The 18,135-nt window shown below is 67.1% G+C and carries 16 protein-coding genes; 10 read left to right on the forward strand and 6 right to left on the reverse strand.

Annotation, left to right across the window (positions count from 1 at the left end; genetic code table 11):
• Positions 1-71 precede the first annotated feature (71 nt).
• From C4901_RS05885 to nirB, 5 genes are read right to left on the reverse strand one after another with little or no spacing between them, the layout of a single operon-like run.
• Entirely contained in the window at positions 72-449 is a 378-nt protein-coding gene (locus C4901_RS05885) for a sirohydrochlorin chelatase (protein ID WP_168185566.1), read from the reverse strand.
• Positions 431-1,207 carry a uroporphyrinogen-III C-methyltransferase gene (gene cobA, locus C4901_RS05890; RefSeq protein ID WP_110136544.1) on the reverse strand — a complete coding sequence of 259 codons (777 nt, stop codon included), beginning with the start codon at positions 1,205-1,207 and terminating at the stop codon, positions 431-433. Before cobA ends, C4901_RS05885 begins: the two co-directional genes overlap by 19 nt.
• Complete coding sequence (ybiB, locus tag C4901_RS05895) at positions 1,207-2,277, reverse strand: DNA-binding protein YbiB (RefSeq protein ID WP_110136545.1); 1,071 nt, start codon at positions 2,275-2,277, stop codon at positions 1,207-1,209. Before ybiB ends, cobA begins: the two co-directional genes overlap by 1 nt.
• Positions 2,274-2,603 (reverse strand): nitrite reductase small subunit NirD, encoded by a 330-nt coding sequence (gene nirD, locus C4901_RS05900; RefSeq protein ID WP_110136546.1) that lies wholly within the window; start codon positions 2,601-2,603, stop codon positions 2,274-2,276. Before nirD ends, ybiB begins: the two co-directional genes overlap by 4 nt.
• Positions 2,600-5,044, reverse strand: coding sequence for a nitrite reductase large subunit NirB (gene nirB, locus C4901_RS05905; protein ID WP_110136547.1), 2,445 nt, complete (start codon positions 5,042-5,044; stop codon positions 2,600-2,602). Before nirB ends, nirD begins: the two co-directional genes overlap by 4 nt.
• A 253-nt stretch (positions 5,045-5,297) precedes the next feature.
• Here nirB and C4901_RS17530 point away from each other — a divergent pair, with 253 nt between their 5' ends.
• The 5 genes from C4901_RS17530 (at position 5,298) to C4901_RS05930 (ending at position 9,358) form a co-directional block, all read left to right on the forward strand.
• A complete protein-coding gene (locus tag C4901_RS17530; RefSeq protein WP_168185567.1) occupies positions 5,298-5,468 on the forward strand; it encodes a hypothetical protein in 171 nt (56 codons plus the stop codon).
• 77 nt (positions 5,469-5,545) lie between these two features.
• The gene (locus C4901_RS05910; RefSeq protein ID WP_110136548.1) at positions 5,546-6,235 is read left to right on the forward strand and encodes a Bax inhibitor-1 family protein; all 690 of its coding nucleotides are present in this window, start codon (positions 5,546-5,548) and stop codon (positions 6,233-6,235) included.
• 175 nt (positions 6,236-6,410) lie between these two features.
• Positions 6,411-6,917: a c-type cytochrome gene (locus C4901_RS05915; protein WP_110136549.1), complete on the forward strand. Its 507-nt coding sequence runs from the start codon at positions 6,411-6,413 to the stop codon at positions 6,915-6,917.
• Between the two features lie 84 nt (positions 6,918-7,001).
• Positions 7,002-8,441, forward strand: coding sequence for a glycogen synthase GlgA (gene glgA / locus C4901_RS05920; protein WP_110136550.1), 1,440 nt, complete (start codon positions 7,002-7,004; stop codon positions 8,439-8,441).
• Positions 8,442-8,665: 224 nt separating this feature from the next.
• Positions 8,666-9,358, forward strand: coding sequence for a dienelactone hydrolase family protein (locus C4901_RS05930; RefSeq protein ID WP_205736216.1), 693 nt, complete (start codon positions 8,666-8,668; stop codon positions 9,356-9,358).
• Between the two features lie 100 nt (positions 9,359-9,458).
• Here C4901_RS05930 and glk read toward each other — a convergent pair whose 3' ends face one another.
• Positions 9,459-10,472 (reverse strand): glucokinase, encoded by a 1,014-nt coding sequence (gene glk / locus C4901_RS05935; RefSeq protein WP_110136552.1) that lies wholly within the window; start codon positions 10,470-10,472, stop codon positions 9,459-9,461.
• Between the two features lie 187 nt (positions 10,473-10,659).
• On the opposite strand from glk, the gene gnd reads away from it, so the two are divergent.
• From gnd to malQ, 5 genes are all read left to right on the forward strand, one after another.
• On the forward strand, positions 10,660-11,670 hold the full coding sequence (gene gnd / locus C4901_RS05940; RefSeq protein WP_110136553.1) for a phosphogluconate dehydrogenase (NAD(+)-dependent, decarboxylating): 1,011 nt from the start codon (positions 10,660-10,662) through the stop codon (positions 11,668-11,670).
• Between the two features lie 260 nt (positions 11,671-11,930).
• Complete coding sequence (gene pgi / locus C4901_RS05945) at positions 11,931-13,520, forward strand: glucose-6-phosphate isomerase (RefSeq protein ID WP_370445968.1); 1,590 nt, start codon at positions 11,931-11,933, stop codon at positions 13,518-13,520.
• Positions 13,521-13,628: 108 nt separating this feature from the next.
• On the forward strand, positions 13,629-14,894 hold the full coding sequence (gene glgC / locus C4901_RS05950) for a glucose-1-phosphate adenylyltransferase (RefSeq protein WP_110138542.1): 1,266 nt from the start codon (positions 13,629-13,631) through the stop codon (positions 14,892-14,894).
• Positions 14,884-16,584, forward strand: coding sequence for a glycoside hydrolase family 57 protein (locus tag C4901_RS05955; protein WP_110136555.1), 1,701 nt, complete (start codon positions 14,884-14,886; stop codon positions 16,582-16,584). Before glgC ends, C4901_RS05955 begins: the two co-directional genes overlap by 11 nt.
• On the forward strand, positions 16,581-18,071 hold the full coding sequence (gene malQ / locus C4901_RS05960; RefSeq protein ID WP_110136556.1) for a 4-alpha-glucanotransferase: 1,491 nt from the start codon (positions 16,581-16,583) through the stop codon (positions 18,069-18,071). Before C4901_RS05955 ends, malQ begins: the two co-directional genes overlap by 4 nt.
• Positions 18,072-18,135: the final 64 nt, after the last annotated feature.

Below are 18,135 nucleotides of genomic sequence, written 5' to 3' on the forward strand. Positions count from 1 at the left end.
ACCCACCGATCGTCGCACGGAGGGCGCGGGGGGCGAACGGGGTAGGGGAGGCGACGTACGGGGCCGGTCTGTTATGCCAGCACCGCGAGCAGGGCGGCGAGAAAGTCCTGTCGTTCCCCGAGCGCCGGCGCACACACGATGATGAGGTCCGGGTGACGGCGCCGCGCATCGGCGAGGAGATCGGGGAGATCGTGCTGGAGATGGCGTCCGTGACTCAGAAAAAGCGGTGATACGCGGATCTGGCGGCACCCGCGATGGTAGAGGTCGGAGAGCGCCCGGGGTACATCCGGGGCGGCGCGTTCCAGATACGACAGGACCACCGGGCATGCGGGATGGCGGCAGGCCAGCCGGCGCGCGAGTTCCTCGAAGGGGGCGCGCCAACGCGTATCCGACGAGCCATGGGCGACCAGCAGATGGCCTTCGCCGCCGGTCACGATGCCGCGCGGCACGCGCCGCGCTCGGCGCGCATCGGGGCTAATGCCAAGGTGTCGCGGAGCGCCACGACGTCGCCTATGACGAGGATCGCCGGGCTTTTCAGATGCGCGCGGTCACAGGTGGCCGCCAGGTCCGCCAAGGGTGCGGCGATCTCGCGCTGGCTTATGGTCGCCCATTCCACCGCCAAGGCTGGTGTCGAAGGCGAGCGGCCGGCGGCCAACAGCCCCGCGCACAGGATCGGCAGCGACTCCACGCCCATATAGACGACCAGGGTATCGGCGGCGCGCGATACCGCCTGCCAGTCGACGGGATCGGCGCCCCGCGCCCGGTGGCCGGTGATGAACAGCACCGACCGGCTCATGGCCCGATAGGTCAGCGGGACCCCGGCATAGGTGGCCGCCGCCGACCCGCTGGTCACCCCCGGCACCAGCTCATAGGGGATGCCTTCGGCGCGCAGGGCCATGCACTCCTCGCCGCCGCGTCCGAAGATGAAGGGATCGCCGCCTTTCAGGCGCGCGACCCGCAGGCCGGCGCGCCAGGCGCGTATCAATTGTTCGTGGATCGCAAGCTGGGCGGTGGAGGCGTGTCCGCCGCGCTTGCCCACCGCCACCAGGCGCGCACCGGGGCGCGCGAGGTCGAGGACCCCGGGATCGATCAGGGCGTCGTGGAAGACGATATCGGCGGCCTGCAAGAGGCGTGCGCCCTTGCGGGTGATGAGTTCCGGGTCACCGGGGCCTGCGCCTATGAGCGCCACCGGCCATCGCGCGTCCATCAAGAGCGCCTCCGGATGGGGCGTTGCGCGTGGTCGATACGGGCGCCGGCCGTGGCGAGATCGGGGGCCGCGCCGCTCATGACCAAAAGGCACGCGGCCTGATCGCGGAGCGTGGCGGGCAAGGGGCGTTGCCCGGCCAGCACCTCCTCGATGAACTGGCAGGTCCTGGGGGCGCCGCGGTCCGCCGGTAGGTCCGGGGGTTCGGCAAGCGGGGTGCGATCTTCGGGAAACCACTCGTGTTCGCATCCGGCCTCGATACCGATCAGTGCCGGACGCCGCCGGGGATGGGCCACGGGCTCGCCCTCGGTGCCGCGCAGGACCAGCGCCGTGGCGCCGGCGGCCACGAAGAACGCGCGCATGCGCGCAAGATACGGGGGGTGGGTGACCGCCGCGCACCGCACCGCCGGACCGGCGAAGGGGTTGAAGAGCTTGATCACGGTATGCACGCTGGAGCGCACGCCCAGCTGGCGACGCAAAGACAGGATGGCGGCAAGCCGCGGGTGGAGCACGTCGAGCGGGACGTAGGCCAGGTGATGGTGTTCGAGCTGATGGTGCACGGCATGACGGCTTGCCGCCGGTGCAAAGCCGAGATCGGCCAGTATTTCGCCGCTCGTGGTGCGATCGCTCGGATCGTGATCGAGGAGGTGCAGATCGGCGTCGGCGGCCATCCCGCCGTAGGTCCCGTGGATCAGTACCGGCACTCCTTGGCGCGCGAGCAACAGGGCGAGCAGGGGCAGGAGGTTGGCGTGGCGGCGCGCCCCGTTGTAGGACGGGAACACCACCGGCCGCAGGGCGGATGGCGGGGCAAGCGGTGTCAGGCTGTCTTCGGTGGCCGAGACAAAGCCCAGCAGTTCATCGGTCGATTCCCCCTTGAACCGGAACGCCGTCCACAGCGCGCCCTGGGCGAGCGCCGGCAGGTGCCCGCTCAGCCATTCGGCAAACAGGGCGTGCGCCGCCTCGCGGCTCAGGTCGGTGGCGTGGGTCTGGCCGCGCGCCACCGCGCTCAAGATACCGGGCAGGTCTTGCGCCGGGATCATGGCCGACATCCCCAGGGATCGGTCGAGGCTCATTCCGGCAACCTTATGAAGACCCGCTCTCCCTCGAGGCGTACAGGCCAGGTGCGCACGCACCCTGTGTCGGGATCGCGCGCCTCGCCGCAGGTGAGATCGATGCGCCAGTTGTGCAGCGGGCAGTAGACGGTATCCCCGGAGACCGCGCCCTCGGCCAATGGACCGCCCTTGTGCGGGCAGCGGTTGTCGAGGGCGTAGACCTCGCCGCGCTCATTGCGTAACAAGGCGATCTCGCCGTCACGGGTGGCGACCACCCGTCCCCCGAGCGCGGGGATGTCGGCCAAGGTCGCGACTTCCTTCCATGAGGTGTTCTCGGGCGCGCTCATGTTGTCAACTCCGGGATGCGTAAGGGTTGGGCATGGATCGTGATATGGCCGGACAGGGCCTCGGCCCACGGGTCCTTCTCCTGGCTCAGGGCGTGACGCAATTCCGCGGCCAGCCGTTTGCGGGTGTCGCGGTTTTCGAGGATCGTGGTCTTCACGTGGTCGAGTCCGACGCGTTCGATCCAGGGCGCGGTACGTTCCAGATAATAGGCCTCTTTGCGATAGAGTTGCATAAAGGCCTCGGCGATCTCAACCACTTCGTCTTCGCTGGCCACCTTGGCCAGCAGATCGCCCGCGCGCAGCTTCATCCCGCCGTTGCCGCCGACATATATCTCCCAACCCGAGTCCACGCCGATCACCCCGAAGTCCTTGATGGTGCTCTCCGCGCAGTTGCGGGGACAGCCGGAGGCCGCGAGCTTGACCTTGTGCGGCGACCACATACGCTCCAGACGCTTTTCGAGGGTGATGGCAAGATGCGTGCTGTCTTGCGTCCCGAAGCGGCAGAATTCCGTGCCGACACACGACTTGCAGGTGCGCAGCGCCTTGCCATAGGCGTGGCCGGAAGGCATGCCGAGGTCCGCCCAGATCGCCGGCAGATCCTGCTTTTTGACCCCGAGGAGATCGATGCGCTGGCCGCCCGTGATCTTGACCATGGGCACCTGATAGCGCTCGGCGACCTCGGCGATGCGTTTGAGCTCCGCGGGCGTGGTCACGCCGCCATACATGCGCGGTATGACCGAGTAGGTGGCATCCTTCTGGATATTGGCATGCACGCGCTCGTTGACAAAGCGCGCCTGGGGATCGTCGATGGCCTCCGCCGGCCACGCGCTGCGCACATAGTAATTGACCGCCGGACGGCAGGTCGGACAGCCGCCTTCGGCCTTCCATTCGAGGGTCGCGAATACCGCGCGTACCGATAGCAGTTTGCGGGTCACGATGGCATCGCGGATCTCGTCATGCGTGAGATCGGTACACGCGCACAGGGACCGTTTCTGCGGGGTGGTCTCGTAGAGCCCGCCGAGGGTACCGGCGAGGATTTGTTCCACGAGATCCGTGCATGAACCGCATGAGGCGCTGGCCTTGGTGCACCGGCGCACGTCGTCGACCGTGAACAGGCCCTGGGTGCGGATGGCATGGACGATGGTGCCCTTGCTGATGCCGTTGCAGCCGCAAATCTCAGCGGTATCGGGCATCTGATCGATGGCCCGTCCGCGGGCATGGCGTACATCCCCCGTGACCTCGCCAAAGAGCAGGTGATCACGCAGCGCGCTCACGTCCTGGCCGGTGCGCAGCAGTTGAAAGAGCCAGGGCCCGAGTGCGGTGTCGCCATACAAGAGGACACCCGCGAGCTTGTGGTCGCGGATCACGACCTTCTTGTAGACGCCGCCGGTCGGATCGAGCAGCGATACCTCCTCGCAGCCCGCGCCGCCCGCGAAGTCGCCGGCCGAGAACAGGCCGACGCCCGTGACCTTGAGCTTGGTGCTGGCAAGCGACCCGGTATAGCGCAGACGCCCGTATTGGGCGAGGTGGTTGGCGGCCACCTTGGCCTGCTCGAACAGTGGCGCCACCAGCCCATAGGTCAGGCCACGGTGCTGCACGCACTCGCCCACCGCATAGATGCGCGGATCGAAGGTCTGGAGCGTGTCATTGACCACGATGCCGCGATCGCAATACAGCCCGGCCTCGCGCGCGAGCGCCGTGCGCGGCCGGATGCCGACGGCGAAGACCACGAGATCGGCGTCCAGCGTGCGGCCGTCTTTCAGGCGCAGCCCCTGCACGTGGCCGTCGCCGGTGAGGACCTCGGTCTCGGCCCCGAGACAAAGACATAGCCCGCGCGCGATCAGGCTCCTTTGGAGGAGTTCCGCGCCCACCCGGTCCATCTGGCGTTCGAGCAGCCAGGGATTGCGATGCACGACGGTGACCTGCACGCCTTGCGTGAGCAGGCCGTAGGCGGCCTCGAGGCCGAGCAGACCGCCGCCTATGATGACCGCACGGGCACCCGCCGGCAGGGCGTGCATGGCGCGGACATCTTCTATGGTCCGATAGGTCATGACACCGTCGAGATGCGCGCCCGGGATGTCCGGGACGTAAGGCGTGGAGCCGAGCGCCAGCAGCAGGCGGTCATAGCGGGCGACCGTGCCGTCCGCGGCGTGCACGAGCCTGCGCGCGCGGTCGATGCGTGTCACTGCCTGCCCGGCGTGGAGGGTGATCCCGTGCGCCCGGTACCACGCCCGGTCGTTCAGGATGGTGTCCTCGAAGGCCATTTCGCGGGCCAATACCGGCGACAACAGGATACGGTTGTAGTTGGGATGCGGCTCGTCCCCGAAGACCGTGATGTCGTAGTGGTCGGGGGCCATGGCGAGCAGTTCCTCGACGGCGCGCATCCCGGCCATGCCGTTGCCGACCATGACCAGGTGGGGCTTCCCGGAGACCGGGTTGTTCATGCAGTGCTCCTTGAGAGGATGGCGTCTGGACGGAGGCTGCGGTGGGAGGCCGTAGCCGGAGTCCCTGGCCCTTCCCAGCAACCATTGTGCCAGGGGGTGGGGCGCATTTATGGGGCGCCGGCGTAGGCGAGCGTGCACCAGGATCGGGAACAGGGACCGGATATGCACCAGATCCGGTCCCCGGAGCGCCCTTGACAGGGGGGCGCCCGGCCCCCATATAACGGGGCACATGGCGGACTGGGGAGAAGGTACGGTGAGGAACCTGAAACATATGCTCATGGCCGCGGGTGTGATCCTGCTGGTGGCATGGGCGGTATTGTTGGTGATGCATATCCTGTTCGCCCTGGTGTGGGTGTTCTTCTGGGTCGGACTGGTCGGTATCCTGGTGGCCGTGGTGCTGCACGCCGTGGAGCGCCTTGTCTGATCCGGACGCGAGTTATGGTATGGTAGGGGGTGTGCTCATGATACGTTTATGCCGTTTCCACGGTAAGGAGGGCCCGAATGGCTCGCTCTAATCTGTTTCCGGATTCACCGTCCACGGGTTATCAGGGTGGTTATGCGGTCACCACCGTCATCCACAGGACCTATCTCCTGCTGGCCGCGACGCTGCTCTTTAGCACGTTTACGGCCGTGGTCGGCATGCACGCCCTGTTTGCCTATCAGCATCCGATCATGATCATGATCGCGGCCTTCGTGAGCCTGTTTGCCGTGCAGTGGACCGGTGGCCGCGACAGTCCCATGGCGATACCTCTGGTATTCGTGTTCACCGGCCTCATGGGACTCTCGCTGGGTCCTGTGATCGCCCTGTATCTGCGCATGCCGGCCGGCCCGAGCATCGTCGCCGAGGCCCTGCTCGGGACCGCGGTCATCTTCGGGAGCCTGTCGCTCTACGCGCTCGTGTCGCGCCGCAATTTCAATTATCTCGGCGGCTTCCTCATGACCGGGCTTGTGATCGTGGTGCTCGCGTCGCTCGCCAACATGTTCTTCCATATGGCGGGCCTGCAGCTGGTCATCGCGGGCATGGCCCTGCTCGTGTTCTCGGGGCTCGTGCTGTTCGACACAAGCCGCATGATAAACGGCGGCGAGACGCGTCCGGTGATCATCGCCGTGAGCCTTTATCTCGACGTCCTGAACCTGTTCATGGCGCTGCTTGAGATCCTGGGGGCCCTCCAGGGGGGGCGCCGCAGATGATCCCGAGCGGGACGGCCTTCGGGCCGCCCCGGGAGTCCGAGTCCTGCGCCGGTCCTCGCCCGGGGCGATGCATCCTGCCGATCATCGTGTGAAGGGGGTGCGCGGGCATCCGGCGATGCCTCCCCCGGCGGCAGGCGCCCGTCGATACCCAAGGCCATCATGAGGGAGGAGGGATATGGATAGTCGCAGGATCGTGCGCTACGCGCGTGGGGGGCTTGCGGGGGCCGCCCTGCTGTGGATGGGCGTTGGTTACGCGGCCTTGCCACCGCCCCTGGCGCAGGCGGTGGCGCGCGGCGCCCACATCTTCAACGACGACAGCTTCGGCAGTCAGGTAAGGCCAGTGGCCGATGCCGCGAGCGCGTTCGCGGACATGGGGGGTGCGCGGGCCCACGCGCGGTTCATGACCTGCGCGGCCTGCCATGTCCACGGCGGGCGCACGCGTGGGCAGCTGCCCGATGGCCGCCACATCCCCAGTCTCCGTAATGCCGCGGCCGTGTTTCCTCGCTACAGCGCCAAGTCCCATCGCATCGTGACCCTCGAAGACCAGATCCGGCACTGCGTCAAGGATGGCATCAAGGGGCGCGCGCCGGCCTTCCACGGCGCGACCATGGTCGATCTCGTGAGCTATCTGAAATCCCTGGCGACGGGCCGGCGCATGGCGATCGGCGGCGCGTTTCAGTAGGGCTGCCATGATGAAGGGTGTGCGCAAGGCGGCCCCTCCCGGGGGCCCGATGGCCGGTGGTGCGATCATGGGCGGGACGACCTGATGGCCGGCCGTCCGCTGCGCGTGCTGTTCGTGGCCTCCGAGTGCGCCCCCTGGGTGAAGACCGGCGGGCTTGCGGACGTGGTCGCGGCCCTGCCCCCGGCGCTCGCCGCCGAGGGGCTCGACGTGCGCGTATGCCTGCCCTTCTATCGCTCCATTCGCCGGGAAGTGGGCGAGGCGCCGGCATGCGCCACGGTGCTCGGCGCGCTCGTGCGCGAGGCGCTGTTGCCGTCGGGCATACGCACGTATCTGATCGACGCCCCCTGGCTCTTTGGGCGCGACGGGGGGCCCTACCAGGACGATGAGGGGCGGGATTGGCCGGACAATGCCCGGCGTTTTGGTCTTTTCGCACGCATCGCCGCCACGCTCGCCTCCGACGAGACCCCGCTTTTGTGGCGTCCCGATGTCTTTCACGGGCACGACTGGCAGGCGGGTCTCGGGCCGCTCTGGTTGAAGACCGCCCTGCCGGGGGCCGCACCGTCGGTCATGACCATTCACAACCTCGCCTTCCAGGGGCTGTTCGCGCCGGAGATGGTGGATGCCCTGCACCTCCCTCCGGAGGTGTTTGCCGTGGAGGGCGCGGAGTTTTATGGGCGCCTGTCGTTTTTGAAGGCCGGCCTCCATTATGCCGATCTCCTGACCACGGTAAGCCCCACCTACGCGCGCGAGATCCAGGAGGAGGCCCAGGGGTGCGGGCTGCACGGCCTTCTGACGCGGCGTCGCGATCAGCTGGTGGGGATCGTCAACGGTATCGATGATCGCGCCTGGAATCCGGCGAGCGACCCGTTGATCCGCGCGCGCTACGATCGCGACCGCCTGGCCGCCAAGGGCATCGACAAGGAGGCCGTGCAACGCCGCTTCGAACTCGCCGTCGATCCGGCGCGGCCGTTGTTCGGCCTGGTCGGCCGGCTCACCTGGCAGAAGGGCATCGATCTCGTGGCCGAGGTGGGGGACCGCCTGGCCGGCGTAGGCGGGCAGCTGGTCGTGCTCGGCACCGGGGAGCGCGGGCTCGAGGATGCGTTGCGTACGCTTGCCTCCCGCCACCGTGGGGCGGTCGCGGTGCGCATCGGATTCGATGAGGGGCTCGCCCACGAGATCGAGGCCGGCGCCGATGCCTTTCTCATGCCGTCACGGTTCGAGCCGTGCGGACTGAACCAGATGTACAGCCAGCGTTATGGCACGCCCCCCGTGGCTCGCGCCACGGGGGGGCTTGCCGATACCATCCGCGGTGTCGATCCCGGCGGTTGCGAGGGCAGCGGCTTTCTGTTCGGGGAACCCACCGGCGGCGCGTTATGGGAGGCCATCGAGCGGGTATTGGCAAGCTACCGCAACCCTTCATGCTGGACACGCATCATGCGCGAGGGCATGGGCCGGGATTTCTCGTGGACGGCGAGCGCGCGGCGCTACCACGCGCTCTATGACACCCTGGTCGCAGGCCCCTAGAGATCCGCGCCGGATATGCTCGCGGGACGCCCGCGCACGAATCCTGCGCGCGCCGCCCAAAGGTCGGGATCGGGGACGCGCCGCGCCGGTCGCGGGCCTAGGATAGGCGGCCCCCGGCCGCGCAGGGACGGGCGTGTTGCGATCACGATGACGCGCGGCGCGGCCGTCGTACCGTCAACGGACGGGGCTTGTTGATCGACCAATTCACGGAAAGAGAGGGCATCATGGGTGAGATGATCAGCTTTAAGCGGCCGGATGGCGGCCTGTGCGATGGTTACCTGGTGACGCCGGTAGCGGGCGGCAAGGCGCCCGGGATCGTTGTGATCCAGGAATGGTGGGGCATCAACGACCAGATCAAGGGCGTCGCCGAGCGCTTGGCCGCGGCCGGCTACCGGGCGCTTGTGCCGGACCTTTTTCGCGGCAAGGTGACGATGGAGGCCAAGGAGGCCGAGCACCTCATGAACGGGCTCGATTTTGCCGATGCCGCGAGTCAGGACGTCCGCGGTGCGGCGCAATACCTGAAGGCCACGGGCAGCGCGAAGGCGGGTGTGACCGGATACTGCATGGGCGGCGCCGTGGCCGTACTGGCCGCGGCCTTCGTACCCGAGAGTGACGCCAATGTCACATGGTACGGGTATCCGCCGCTCGAATACGTCGATGCCGCGCGTATCAAGGCGCCAGTACTCGGTCATTGGGCGACCCACGACCAGTTCTTCGCCATCGCCGGGGTCGACGCCTTGGAGGCGAGACTGAAGGCCGCCGGTGTCGATTTCGAATTCCACCGTTACGATGCCAAGCACGCTTTCGCGAATGAGGAGGCCGATTCCCTGAATCTGCCGCCGCTTGGCTACGATCCCGTGGCCGCGGAGCTTGCCTGGAAGCGCAGCTTGGCGTTCTTTGCCGCCCATTTGCGCTGAGGAGCGGTACTCGGCGATCCGGGAGATCGCGGGGTCCGGGGCCTGATCCCTGTCAAGGCGTGGCCTCGCCGCCAGGTCCGGCCGGCGGCCGCGCGCCGCCCTAGAGATCGCGTTGCATGCGTCCCCATCCATAGGTGGCCGTGCCCATCAGCGTGGCGTCGGGATTGATGACCACCTGCACCGGGATCTGCGCGAGGAGCTTGGCGAAGCGCCCCTTGGCGCAGAAGGCATCCACGAATCGGCGTTCGTCTAGGAGCGGCAGGAGCCGCGGCGGGATGCCGCCTGCAATGTAGATGCCGCCTAGGGCAAAGACCTTGAGGGCCAGGTTGCCGGCCTCGGCGGCGAGGATGGTCAGGAAGGCATCGACCACCGCGCGACATATCGGGCAGGGCGCATCGGCGCGCAACGCGGCGTCGAGGATGAGCGGCGTGTGATCGGCGCTCGCGGCCAACGCCGCGGCGAACCCCGGGTCTTCGCGCGCCGGGTCCCGGTCGCGAAAGAATTCATAGAGCCGCGGGATACCGATGCCCGAACACACCAGTTCGTAGCTCACATGGTCGTAGCGGCGTCGCAGGTAGGGGACGAGATCGGCGAGCGCGGCGGTGGGCGGCGCGAAGTCGGTATGGCCGCCCTCGGAGGGCTGTGGCCGGTAGCGCCCGCCGTCCCACACAAGAAATGCCTCGCCAAGGCCGGTGCCGGGGGCGATGACCGCCTTGGTGGCGGTGTCCGGCGCATGGCCGGTGTTGAGGATCTTGAGGTCGGCGGGCTGCAGCACCGGAATCGCGTGGGCGATGGCCGCGAGATCATTCAGGACATCGACGGAGGTGAACGCCAGTTCCGCGCGCAGCGCCGCGCCGTCGACCTCCCAGGGGAGGTTGGTGAGCTGGGCGCGACCGTTTATGACGGGACCTGCGACGGCCAGACAGGCGCGCGTAACCGGGAGTCCCGCCGTCGCGAGAAATTCGTTCAACAGGGTCTTTAGGTCCGGATATTCGGCGCTTTTGAGGCGCGCGCGCGCGAGCGGTTGCGCAAGCCCGCCGGGCACCGACACGACGAGGACATCGGTCTTGGTCCCACCGATGTCGCCTATAAGCAAAAGATCACTGTTTTGCATGGCCGCGCGCCCCCTTAGGTCTTGGTCGTTGTGATTTCGGGCCCGTGCCCCCAATGGTAACGCATAGGCCGCTTGGGCGCGCGTTGGGGCCCTGGAAAATCCCCACGTGAGCGGCTAGTGTGCCTGAAGAAGGCGGCCCCGGTGCGGTGGCGGCCGATCAAGGCCGATGGTGGCGGGAGGGGCGGTTATGCGTATGGGAATGGTCGGCTTGGGGCGCATGGGGGCCAACATGGCACAGCGTTTGATGCGTGCCGGGCACGAGGTCGTGGGCCATGCCCGTAGGCGCGCGACTGTGGATGCCTTCACGGCCGAGGGGGGGCTCGGCGCCTATGCGCTTGCCGATCTGATCGGCAAGCTCCCCGCCCCGCGCATCGTATGGTGCATGGTGCCGGCGGCCACCGTGGATGCCCTGCTTTTGGAGCTCGTGCCCTTGCTCACCGCCGGCGATATCGTCGTCGACGGCGGGAATTCCTTTTACCAGGATGATATCCGCCGTGCCCGCGAGCTCGCTTCCAAGGGTCTCCATTACGTCGACGTCGGTACGAGCGGCGGCGTGTGGGGTCGCGAGCGCGGCTATTGCCTCATGATCGGCGGGGAGTCGTCGACCATGCCGGCGCTCGATCCGGTATTCCGGGCGCTCGCGCCCGGGGCGGCCGCCGCCGCGCCGACCCCGGGCCGCGCCGCAGGCCGGGGTTCGGCGGATCTCGGCTATCTGCACTGCGGGCCGCACGGCGCCGGTCATTTCGTGAAGATGGTCCACAACGGGATCGAATACGGCCTTATGGCCGCCTATGCCGAGGGTCTCAACATCCTGAAGGGCGCCGGTGTCGGTGCCGCCGCCCATGATCAGGATGCGGAGACCGCGCCCGTGCGGCATCCCGAGCATTTTCAATACGATTTCAATGTGGCCGAGGTCGCGGAGCTCTGGCGGCGCGGGAGCGTGGTCAGTTCGTGGTTGCTCGATCTTACTGCGGCGGCGCTGCATGACAGTCCCGACCTCTCCGGATTTGCCGGCCGCGTGGCTGATTCCGGCGAGGGGCGCTGGACGGTGCAGGCGGCGGTCGAGGAGGGCGTGCCGGCACCGGTCATAACCGCGGCCCTGTACGCGCGGTTCGGCTCGCGGGGACACGCCGATTTCGCCGACCGGGTGCTGGCCGCCATGCGTTATCAGTTCGGTGGACATGTCGAGAAAGATTGACGGCAAGCTGCGCGGTGTCGATGCCGGCCACCGGGCGGGACTTGCGCCGGGCGGCGCACCGCGTTAGGGTCTATCGACAGCCATAGTCGCTTTCAGGCCGTGATGCTCCAGGGAACGGGGTCAGCGGCTCCACTGGGAGTGGCGGGCGCGACTAGGAGGAGACGATCTTGGACGATCGAGGGGATACCGCGCGTGACGAGGGTGCGCGCGGCGCCGGACGGGGTGTCGCGGCGCTTGCCAGCAATGCCCAATGGCGGGCACTGAAGGACCATTTCGCGGCCGTGAAGGACCTGACCTTGCGCGCCCTGTTCGAGGCCGACCCGGACCGCGGCACGGCGCTGGCCGCCGAGGGCGCCGGCCTCTATCTCGATTATTCCAAAAACCGCGTGACGCGCGAGACAGTGCGACTGCTCTGCGATCTGGCGCGCACGCGCGGACTCGAGGCGCGGCGCGATGCCATGTTTCAGGGCGAACGCATCAACGTCACGGAGGATCGGCCGGTCTTGCATGTGGCCCTGCGCGCCCCCCGCGGGACCGTGATCAAGGTGGATGGACACGATGTCGTCCCGGATGTCCACGAGGTGTTGGGGCAGATGTCGGCGTTCGCCGACAAGGTGCGCGACGGTACGTGGACCGGCTATAGCGGCAAGCGTATCCGCACGGTGATCAACATCGGCATCGGCGGTTCCTACCTCGGCCCGGAAATGGCCTGCCAGGCGCTGCGGCCGTTCGCCGATCCGGCGATCGCCGTGCGCTTCGTGGCCAATGTCGACTCCGAGGCGTTGCGCGCCGCGACCGCGGATCTGGATCCCGCGGAGACCCTTTTCATCGTATGTTCCAAGACCTTTACGACCGAGGAGACCATGACCAATGCGCGCAGCGCGCGCCAGTGGTGCGTCGCAGGTCTTGGCTCGGAGGCGGCGGTGGCCGCGCATTTCGTCGCGGTCTCGACCAATGCGGCGGAGGTCGCGCGCTTTGGCATCGATGCCGCCCATATGTTCGTATTCTGGGATTGGGTCGGGGGACGTTATTCCCTGGGTTCGGCGGTCGGCCTGTCGCTTATGATCGCCATCGGGCCCGAGCGTTTCCGGGAGATGCTCGCCGGCTTTCGTGACATGGATGAGCACTTCCAGTCGGCGCCGCTCGAACGCAACCTGCCGGTGCTCATGGGGATGCTGTCTGTGTGGTATAACAATTTCCATGGCATGGAGACCCAGGCGATACTGCCCTACGCGCAGGGTCTGGCGCGTCTACCCGCCTATCTGGAGCAGCTGCAGATGGAGAGCAATGGCAAGCACGTCGACCTCGCCGGGCGGCCGGTGACGTATCAGACGGGGCCGATCGTGTGGGGCGAGCCCGGGGTTGATGCCCAGCACTCGTTCTATCAGCTGCTGCACCAGGGGACCAAGGCCGTGCCCTGCGACCTGATCGGGTTTTGCCGCTCGTCTGCCGATCTGCCGGGTCACCAGGACCTTTTGATGGCCAACCTTCTGGCCCAGGCCGAGGCCCTGGCCTTCGGGCGTCCGGCGGCGCGGCTTGCCGAAGAGGGCGTGCCGGCACCGCAGATCCCCTACCGGGTGTGCGAGGGTAATCGCCCGACCACCATCGTTCTGGGCGAGGCCTTGACGCCGCGCGTGCTGGGCGCGCTCATCGCGCTTTATGAACACAGCGTGTTTACGCAGGGCGTGGTGTGGGGTATCGATTCCTTCGATCAGTGGGGGGTGGAGCTTGGCAAGGTGCTTGCGCGGCGCATCGCCTCCGAGATCCGCGGCAGTATCGGCGAGGGTGCCCACGACAGCTCGACCCGCGCCCTGATCGGGCGCTATATGGCGCACCGCGCCGGGAGTTGATGTGCCATGCGCGGATGAACGTCATCCAAGACGAGGCCGGACAAGGACCGCGGGCGGCACCGAGCCATCGGATCCACCCTTTCACCACAATATGAGGAAATGCTGTCGATGGACCAGGCCCCCCGATTTGTAAGCCAGCTTACCCGCAACACCCTGGCGCTCATTCTTGCCGGCGGCCGCGGGTCGCGTCTGAAGCACCTGACGATGTGGCGCGCGAAACCGGCGGTGCCGTTCGGGGGCAAGTTCCGGGTCATCGATTTCCCGCTGTCGAATTGCGTGAACTCGGGCATCCGGCGCATTGGGGTCTTGACCCAATACAAGGCCCATTCCCTCATCCATCATATCCAGAAGGGCTGGGGGACCTTGCGCGGGGATTTCGGGGAGTTCGTGGAACTCCTGCCGGCACAGCAGCGCATCGAGTCCTCGTGGTACGCGGGGACCGCCGACGCGGTCTACCAGAACCTCGATATCGTGCGCAATCATGACCCGGATTACGTCCTGATCCTGGCCGGCGACCATGTCTACAAGATGGATTACGGGCCGATGATCGCCCATCATGTGCGCAAGGGCGCGGACCTCACCGTAGGCTGCGTGCATGTCCCGCTGGATCGCGCGAGCGATTTTGGGGTCATGGCCACAGACGACATGGGACGCATCGTGCGCTTCGACGAGAAGCCGGCCGAGCCGACGCCGGCCGTGGCGGGCGGGAACACCGCGCTCGCTTCCATGGGGATTTATGTGTTTAGCGCGCGCTTCCTCTACGAGCAGCTCGTCAAGGATGCCGATACCAAGGCCTCGCGGCACGACTTCGGACATAACGTGATTCCCGGGGCCATAGACCGGTACCGGGTCATGGCCTATGCCTTCTCGGGCGATGGCAGCGGGCAATCGGCCTACTGGCGCGATGTCGGCACCCTGGATGCCTACTGGGAAGCCAACATGGAGCTGATCGGCGTAACCCCGGAGCTCAACCTGTATGACACCTCCTGGCCGATCTGGACCCATCAGGAGCAGTATCCGCCGGCCAAGTTCATCTTCGATGAGGATGACGGGCGCCGCGGCATGGCCGTGGACTCCATGGTGTCCGGCGGCTGTGTGATCTCCGGGGCGCGTATCCGTCATTCGCTGTTGTTTTCCGCGGTGCACGCGCACTCCTACGCGGAGGTGATCGACTCGGTGGTCATGGGCAGTGTCGACATAGGCCGGCATAGCCGTATCCGGCGCGCGATCATCGACAAGGGGTGTCACATACCCGAGGGCAGTATCATAGGGTGGGATCACGAGGACGACGCACGCCGTTATCATGTGACGCCGGAAGGTGTCGTGGTGGTGACACCCGAGATGCTCGGTCAGGAACTGCACCATGTCCGATGAGGGCCGCTTGAACCTGGTGTTGTGCTGGCACATGCATCAGCCGCAATACCGCCGCCTGTCCGACGGCCAATACCAGCAGCCCTGGGTGTATCTGCATGCCATCAAGGATTACGTGGACATGGCGGTGCATATCGAGTCGGTGCCGGGGGCGCGCGCGGTGGTCAATTTTTCACCCGTTCTGCTCGATCAGATCGCGGATTACGGCGAACAGGTGCAGGCCTATCTACGTGAGCGCACGCCGCTGCGCGATCCGCTGCTCGCGGCCCTCGCCGGTCATTGGCCGCCGCCCGGGCCTGAGCGCGCGGCGCTCATTGAGGCCTGCCTCAAGGCCAACAAGACACGCGTGATCGACCGGTTCCCGGCGTTCAAGCGCCTGGTGGCGCTGGCCGCGCCCGTGGTCGCCGACCCCGGGCTTTCCGGTTACCTCGACGACCATTATCTACGCGATCTCGTCATCTGGTATCACCTGGGCTGGTTCGGTGAGACGGTACGGCGGGCCGACGTGCGCATCGCCCAGCTTCTGCAAAGAGGTCAGGACTTCGACCAAGAGTCGGCGATCACCGTGTTGCGGGTGGCGGGGGAGATCCTGACCGGGCTTGTGCCGCGCTACCGCAGCCTTGCCGAAAACGGGCAAGTAGAGTTGTCGTTCACGCCCTACACGCACCCGATCCTGCCGCTTTTGCTTGATTTTAAGGTGGCGCGCGAGGCGCAGCCGGACGTGCGCCTGCCGGCCGCCCCGTACTATCCGGGCGGTGAGGCGCGGGCGCGCTGGCAGATCCGGGCAGGCCAGGAGGCCTTCGCCCGGCATTTCGGATTTCCGGCGGCCGGCTGCTGGCCGGCCGAGGGTGGTCTTAGTGCGCACATGCTGGCGTTGCTGGACGACGCCGGGATCAAGTGGACGGCATCGGGTGAGCGTGTCCTGCGCCATAGCCTGCAGGCGAGCGCCAAGGACGGCGGCCATGGCCAGTGTCACAGGATCTATGGAGAGCCGGGGCGGACCGTGCGTTGCGTCTTTCGCGACGATGGCCTGTCGGACCTGATCGGGTTTTCGTATGCCGATTGGCACGCCGACGATGCCGTCGGCAACCTGATCTCGCACCTGGAGACCATTGCCCGCGGCGCACCGTCCGGTCCTGCGCCGCTGGTGGCGATCATCATGGATGGGGAGAACGCCTGGGAGTACTACCCCGAGAACGGGTATTACTTCCTGCGCGCGCTCTACGAGCGATTGGCGAGCCACCCCCAGATCCGGCTCACGACCTTCTCGCAATATATCGATGAGGGCCATGCCCCGGCCGTGCTCCCAGCGCTCATAGCCGGCAGCTGGGTGAACGGCACCTTCGCGACCTGGATCGGCAGCGCCGACAAGAATCGCGCCTGGGACATCCTCGTCCAGGCGAAGGCCGACTATGATCGCGTCATGGCCCAGGGTCGGCTGTCACCCGAGGATGCCGAGCGCGCCAGCGAGGCGCTGGCGGTATGCGAGGGCTCCGACTGGTGCTGGTGGTTCGGCGATTACAATCCGCGTGATACGGTGCAGGATTTCGAACGTCTGTACCGCCGCCATATCACCGATCTCTACCACATCCTCGGTGAGCCGCCGTCGCCGCTCGCAGCGGAGGGATTCACCCAACAGGGCGCGGACCGCTCCGAGCGCGGCGGTGTCATGCGCTCGTCCGGGGCGCTATGACGGGCAAGCGGCGCCACACGCCGGTCCTCGATCGTCGCCGCCTGGGTGTTTTGCTGCACCCAAGCTCCCTGCCCGGGGACGGTCCCAAGGGCACGATGGGCGCGCATGCGCGACGCTTCGTGGATGTCTTGGTGACGGCCGGGGTGAGCGTCTGGCAGGTGCTGCCGCTCGGTCCGCCCGGTGGCGGCTCACCCTATAACAGCCCGTCGGCGCATGCCGGCGATGCCGGGCTCATAGACCTCGAGGATCTCGCCGAATGTGGTTGGATCGGGATGGCCGAGGTCCGCGCGGCCTTGACTGACGGTGCCGCGCGCGGGGCGGCGGTGAGCGCCGCCTATCACGGATTTGCGGCGCACGCGTCGGCCGCGGACCATGCCGAATTTCAGGAATTCCGCATACGCCACGCGGCCTGGTTACCGGATTACTGCGCCTACGAATGCATCAAGGCCGAGTGCGGCGGGGCGCCCTGGTGGCAGTGGCCGGCGGCCCTCAAGGATCGCGATCCGCAGGCGCTGGCGACCTATCCGGGGTCCGATTCCTGCGAGGCGGTGGCGTTCACGCAGTTTGTATTTTTCCGGCAGTGGCACGCGCTGCGAGGCTATGCCGCGGCGCGCGGCCTGCGTCTTTTCGGGGACATGCCGATCTTCGTGGCCGAGGACAGCGCCGATGTCTGGGCGCACCGCGATCTTTTCGTGCTCGATGCCGACGGGCGCCCGGAGATCGTGACCGGAGTGCCGCCCGATTATTTCTCGGCGCACGGCCAGCGCTGGGGGAATCCGCATTACCGGTGGGCGCGCATGGCCGCCGACGGCTTTGCCTGGTGGCGCGAGCGGGTGCGCACCCAGCGGGAACTGTTCGACTGGTTGCGGATAGACCATTTCCGCGGCTTCGCCGCCTCCTGGGCGATCCCGGCCTCGGCACCCACCGCGGCTGGCGGGGAATGGATGACGGTACCCGGCGATGCGTTGCTAAAGGCCCTGCAAGAGGCCTTTGGGGATCTCCCCTTGATTGCCGAGGATCTCGGTATCATCACAGACGACGTCCATGCCTTGCGTGACCGCTACGATCTGCCGGGCATGCGTGTCCTGCAATTTGGCTTCGACGGGGATCCCGGGAATCCGCATCTCCCGCACAATTACCATGCCAATAGCGTGGCCTATACCGGTACCCACGACAATGACACCACGACCGGGTGGTATGCGGCGCTGTCCCCGCCCGAACGGGCCACCGTGCGTGACTATCTGCCAGATGCCGACGGCGACCCGGCGTGGGCGATGATGCGCGGAGTCATCGCCTCGGTCGCCGGTCTCGCCGTGGTGCCCTGGCAGGACGTGCTCGCTCTTGGCAGCGGCGCGCGCATGAACACCCCGGGGAAGTGCGCCGGCAATTGGGGATTCCGGTTCCATTGGGAGGATGTCGCGGAGGCCGTGCCCGCGCGTCTCGCGCGGCTTGCCTTTCTGTATGGCCGTGCCGCGCCGCCTGGTTAAATGGGAGCTGCTAGCGCCCCCAAGAGATCTGCCTTGGCATCCACGTCTTTTGTTGTGGCCGTGG

It is taken from the genome of Acidiferrobacter sp. SPIII_3 (assembly GCF_003184265.1).
Classification (GTDB): Bacteria; Pseudomonadota; Gammaproteobacteria; order Acidiferrobacterales; family Acidiferrobacteraceae; genus Acidiferrobacter.

Excerpts from the sequence above, each read along its gene's own strand:
- C4901_RS05955 (WP_110136555.1), top strand. The coding sequence starts at position 14,884 with ATGTCCGATGAGGGCCGCTTGAACCTGGTGTTGTGCTGGCACATGCAT.
- glgC (WP_110138542.1), top strand. The coding sequence starts at position 13,629 with ATGGACCAGGCCCCCCGATTTGTAAGCCAGCTTACCCGCAACACCCTG.
- C4901_RS05915 (WP_110136549.1), top strand. The coding sequence starts at position 6,411 with ATGGATAGTCGCAGGATCGTGCGCTACGCGCGTGGGGGGCTTGCGGGG.
- nirD (WP_110136546.1), bottom strand. The coding sequence starts at position 2,603 with ATGAGCGCGCCCGAGAACACCTCATGGAAGGAAGTCGCGACCTTGGCC.
- gnd (WP_110136553.1), top strand. The coding sequence starts at position 10,660 with ATGCGTATGGGAATGGTCGGCTTGGGGCGCATGGGGGCCAACATGGCA.
- C4901_RS05910 (WP_110136548.1), top strand. The coding sequence starts at position 5,546 with ATGGCTCGCTCTAATCTGTTTCCGGATTCACCGTCCACGGGTTATCAG.
- glgA (WP_110136550.1), top strand. The coding sequence starts at position 7,002 with ATGGCCGGCCGTCCGCTGCGCGTGCTGTTCGTGGCCTCCGAGTGCGCC.
- ybiB (WP_110136545.1), bottom strand. The coding sequence starts at position 2,277 with ATGAGCCTCGACCGATCCCTGGGGATGTCGGCCATGATCCCGGCGCAA.
- malQ (WP_110136556.1), top strand. The coding sequence starts at position 16,581 with ATGACGGGCAAGCGGCGCCACACGCCGGTCCTCGATCGTCGCCGCCTG.
- glk (WP_110136552.1), bottom strand. The coding sequence starts at position 10,472 with ATGCAAAACAGTGATCTTTTGCTTATAGGCGACATCGGTGGGACCAAG.
- nirB (WP_110136547.1), bottom strand. The coding sequence starts at position 5,044 with ATGAACAACCCGGTCTCCGGGAAGCCCCACCTGGTCATGGTCGGCAAC.
- C4901_RS05930 (WP_205736216.1), top strand. The coding sequence starts at position 8,666 with ATGGGTGAGATGATCAGCTTTAAGCGGCCGGATGGCGGCCTGTGCGAT.
- cobA (WP_110136544.1), bottom strand. The coding sequence starts at position 1,207 with ATGGACGCGCGATGGCCGGTGGCGCTCATAGGCGCAGGCCCCGGTGAC.